At 62.3% G+C, this 3,842-nt stretch carries 4 protein-coding genes and 2 pseudogenes; all 6 read right to left on the bottom strand.

The features are described from left to right. Positions 1 to 248: pseudogene (locus RMO23_RS19685) on the bottom strand (hypothetical protein); the annotation flags it as partial. A gap of 7 nt (positions 249 to 255) precedes the next feature. Next, positions 256 to 1,452 (bottom strand): pyridoxal phosphate-dependent aminotransferase, encoded by a 1,197-nt coding sequence (locus tag RMO23_RS06590; protein ID WP_309679693.1) that lies wholly within the window; start codon positions 1,450 to 1,452, stop codon positions 256 to 258. Positions 1,453 to 1,488: 36 nt separating this feature from the next. Then, complete coding sequence (gene nusB, locus RMO23_RS06585) at positions 1,489 to 2,004, bottom strand: transcription antitermination factor NusB (RefSeq protein WP_309679691.1); 516 nt, start codon at positions 2,002 to 2,004, stop codon at positions 1,489 to 1,491. Positions 2,005 to 2,043: 39 nt separating this feature from the next. Next, entirely contained in the window at positions 2,044 to 2,508 is a 465-nt protein-coding gene (ribH, locus tag RMO23_RS06580; RefSeq protein WP_309679689.1) for a 6,7-dimethyl-8-ribityllumazine synthase, read from the bottom strand. Positions 2,509 to 2,540: 32 nt separating this feature from the next. Beyond that, positions 2,541 to 3,650 (bottom strand): bifunctional 3,4-dihydroxy-2-butanone-4-phosphate synthase/GTP cyclohydrolase II, encoded by a 1,110-nt coding sequence (gene ribBA, locus RMO23_RS06575; RefSeq protein ID WP_309679687.1) that lies wholly within the window; start codon positions 3,648 to 3,650, stop codon positions 2,541 to 2,543. After that, positions 3,650 to 3,842 (bottom strand): annotated as a pseudogene (locus RMO23_RS06570) (riboflavin synthase); the annotation flags it as partial. The pseudogene RMO23_RS06570 and the gene ribBA, both read right to left, overlap by 1 nt.

The raw sequence follows: 3,842 nt of genomic DNA, 5'->3' as shown, positions 1-3,842 counted from the left end.
ATGCCCAGTGATCTGAGCCATTCGGTGCGCGAACGTTCAAAAAACTTCAGGTAGTTGGCATAGAAAACAATCCCGCCGGCATCGGTGTCTTCCCAATAGACCCGGATCGGCCAACCGAATATGGCCCCCACGCTGGTCGCTGCGCGTACTGCGCTGCCCCCCGGGGGGGCCGTTGTGCCTGCGGTCTGGCAAAGCCAGTCCCGCGGCCCTTGCTTGAAAGGGTCATCGCCTCCGGTTGAATGGGTCATATTCTGGCTAGGCAAGCACAGACTCCAGCCGCGCCACGGCTTCCTTGAGCTGTGCCATCGAATTCGCGGTCGAGAACCGCACAAATTGTTCTGGGGCGGCGTGGCCGAAATCGCGTCCCGGCGTGACCGCCAGGTGCGCGCGCTTCATCAGCTCAAAGGCAAAGTCCCAGCTGCCGCTGATGCCCAGTTTTTTGGCTGCCTGGGTGCAGTCGGCGTAGGCATAAAAAGCGCCGTCGGGCATCACCGGCACCGTCAGGCCCAGGCGATTCAGTTCGGGGATGAAGTAGTCGCGCCTGGCCTTGAACTTGGCGCGGCGGCGCTCGTATTCCTGCAGGCTGTCGGGCTCAAAACACGCCAGCGCCGCATGTTGCGCCACGGTGCTGGCACAGATAAACAGGTTTTGTGCAATCCGCTCAATCACCGGAGCCAGCGCTTCGGGCACCACCAGCCAGCCCAGCCGCCAACCCGTCATGTTGAAGTATTTGCTGAAGCTGTTGATGCTGATGACGCTCTGGCCCAACTCACCAGGCATGGCCAGCGCCGTGTGGCCAAAGTGTTCCTCATAGCTGAGGCCGAGGTAGATTTCATCAATCAGGGTGATACCGCCCCGGCCGTGCACAAACTCATGGATGCGCTGCAATTCTCCGGGGGCGATCGATGTGCCGGTGGGGTTGGAGGGCGACGCCAGCAACACGCCGCGTGTCCTGTCATTCCAGGCGGCTTGCACCTTGGCAGCGGTCAGCTGAAAGCGCTCGTCTGCCGTGGTCGGAATCAGCACCGCCTTGCCCTCGGCCGCGCTGACAAAATGCCGGTTGCAGGGATAGCTCGGGTCGGGCATCAGGACTTCATCGCCGGCCTCGATCAAGGCCAGGCAGGCGAGCTGCAGTGCGGCAGAAGCGCCGGCCGTGATGATGATGCGGCTGGGGGCCACCTGCGCGCCAAAGCGCGAGGCATACCAGTCGCTGATGCGTTCGCGCAGTGCCGGCAAACCCGTTGCCTGGGTGTACTGCGTGTTGCCCTCGGCGATGGCGCGTGCAGCGGCCTGCTGCACCAGCGGCGGCGCGGTAAAGTCGGGCTCGCCTATGTTCAAAAAGATCATGGGTGAGGCGGTGTGGGCAAATTCCTGCGCCAGCGCCGAGGCGGCCTTGGCCACCTCCATGACATAAAACGGCTCAATGCGCTGAGCCCTCTGGGCAATTTTCACGGCGGGTCTTTCGGGGTTGGCGCGCCAGGGCGGCGTCTAGCGGGCTTTGTCGGCGGCGACTTCGGCGGCGCGCAATGACGGCGCCATTTGGTGCAGCACGCCGTTGACGTATTTGTGGCCGTCGGTGCCGCCAAAGGCCTTGGCCAGTTCAATGCACTCATTGATCACGACGCGGTAGGGCACGTCCAGGCAATTCTTGAACTCGTAAGCGCCTATCCACATCACCGCATGCTCGACCGGGGAGATTTCGGCCATGGGCCGATCCAGCAAAGGCAGGATGGCCGCATCCAGCGCAGGTGCGCCGTCGATGCAGCCGTGCAGCAGCGCATCGTAATGGGCCGAGTCTGCCTTGTGAAAACCGACCAGGTCGCGGGTGAAAGCGTCTATCGAATCGGCGCCATTGCGGCCCACCAGGTGCTGGTACAAGGCCTGCAGGGCGAACTCGCGCGAACGGGTGCGCGCCGATTTGTCGGCCGCCTTCTTGACGCCGGTGTCGGTCAGTCCGGTACGGGTTTGCGGGGGTCGTTTGGGTTTGGTGATCGGTTCAGCCATTAAGCGCCAGTCGGGTAAAAAAGAAGTTTGGAGCAGGGCTCAGGCAAGTTCATCAAGCAGGTTGGCCATTTCAACGGCAACGCGCGCGGCTTCGCGGCCTTTGTCAACCTGGCGGGCCTGCGCCTGCATCGGGTTCTCGGTCGTCAATATCGCGTTGGCAATCGGCAACTGGTAGTCCAGCGCCAGCCGCGTCACGGCCGCGCCGCTTTCATTGGCCACCAGCTCAAAGTGGTAGGTCTCGCCGCGAATGATGCAGCCCAGGGCAATCAGGGCGTCGTACTTGTCGCTCTCGGCCAGGGCCTGCAGGGCGCTGGCCACCTCAAGCGCGCCGGGCACCTTGACATGCCTGATATTTTTGTCGTCCACCCCCAGCGCGGCCAGTTCCTGCTTGCACGCCTCGGCCAGGGCATTGGTAATGCTTTCGTTAAAGCGTGCCTGCACAATGCCAATGGAAAGTTTTTTGCCGTCAAGCTTGTCGGCCGAGCCTTTTTCTGCACCAAACACGATGAATTCCTCTTGGGTGGTTATTGATTGATTCAGTCTTTGGCGGCGATGTAGCCAACTATCTCAAGGCCGTAGCCCGTCATGCTGGGCATGCGGCGCGGGTTGCCCATCAGTTTCATTTTGTGCACGCCGCATTCACGCAAAATCTGCGCGCCGACGCCGTAGGTGCGCAAGTCCATGCGGCCACGCTCCGGTGCCTGGCTGGGGCGTGCGGTGCCTTCAAACTGCGCCAGCAACTGCGCCGCGCTTTCACCGCAGTTCAGCAGCACGACCACACCCTTGCCTTCGTCGGCAATGTGTCTCAGGCTCTGGTCCAGGCTCCAGGAGTGCATGGACCGCTTGACTTCGAGCGCATCCAGCACCGACAAGGGCTCATGCACGCGTGCGGCCACCGCGTCATTGGCTTGCCATTGGCCCTTGACCAGCGCCAGGTGCAAGCCCTGGCCCGGGATGTCCTTGAAGGCGTGCGTGGTGAATTCGCCAAAGGCGGTTTGCAGCGTGCGGCTGCCAATTTTGGTGATTAGCGACTCGTTGCGGCTGCGGTGCTCAATCAAATCGGCAATGGTGCCGATCTTCAGGCCATGCTCTGCGGCAAACAGTTGCAAGTCGGGCAGACGCGCCATGGTGCCGTCGTCCTTCATGATTTCGCAGATGACGGAAGCGGGCGAGCAGTCCGCCATGGCCGCCAAGTCGCAGCCGGCCTCGGTGTGGCCGGCGCGCATCAGCACACCGCCATCCACCGCCTGCAGCGGAAAGATGTGGCCCGGCTGCACCAAATCGCTGACCTTGGCGTTCCTGGCCACGGCGGCCTGCACCGTACGGGCCCGGTCGGCGGCCGAAATGCCGGTGGTCACGCCTTCGGCCGCTTCAATCGAGACGGTGAAGGCCGTGCCCATCTTGGTGCCGTTGCGCGCGACCATGGGCGGCAGCTGCAGCAGTTCGCAGCGCTCGCGCGTCAGCGTCAGGCAAATCAGGCCACGGCCAAAACGGGCCATGAAATTGATGGCTTCTGCGCTCACATGGTCTGCGGCCAGAATCAGGTCGCCTTCATTTTCGCGGTCCTCTTCGTCAATCAAAATAACCATGCGACCGGCGCGCATGTCGGCAACGATCTCTTCAACGGGAGAAATGGCGATGGGCATTATGGGGTTTTTCCGTGGGTAGGGGTGTCTTTGAGCATACGCTCGACGTAGCGCGCGATCAGGTCGATTTCAAGGTTGACGCGGGAGCCTTTGCCGAGCTGGCCCAGCGCCGTGCTCTGAACGGTATGCGGAATCAGGTTGATGCTGACCTCGCAGCCAGCGTCATCGTCAGCGCCGTCCGCCACATCAGTA

This window comes from Polaromonas sp., from assembly GCF_031411155.1.
Classification (GTDB): Bacteria; Pseudomonadota; Gammaproteobacteria; order Burkholderiales; family Burkholderiaceae_C; genus Polaromonas.
This window is presented reverse-complemented; position numbering and strand designations above follow the sequence as displayed.

Bases quoted from the DNA above. Each gene is read 5' to 3' on its own strand.
- nusB (WP_309679691.1), bottom strand. From the start codon at position 2,004: ATGGCTGAACCGATCACCAAACCCAAACGACCCCCGCAAACCCGTACC.
- ribBA (WP_309679687.1), bottom strand. From the start codon at position 3,650: ATGCCCATCGCCATTTCTCCCGTTGAAGAGATCGTTGCCGACATGCGC.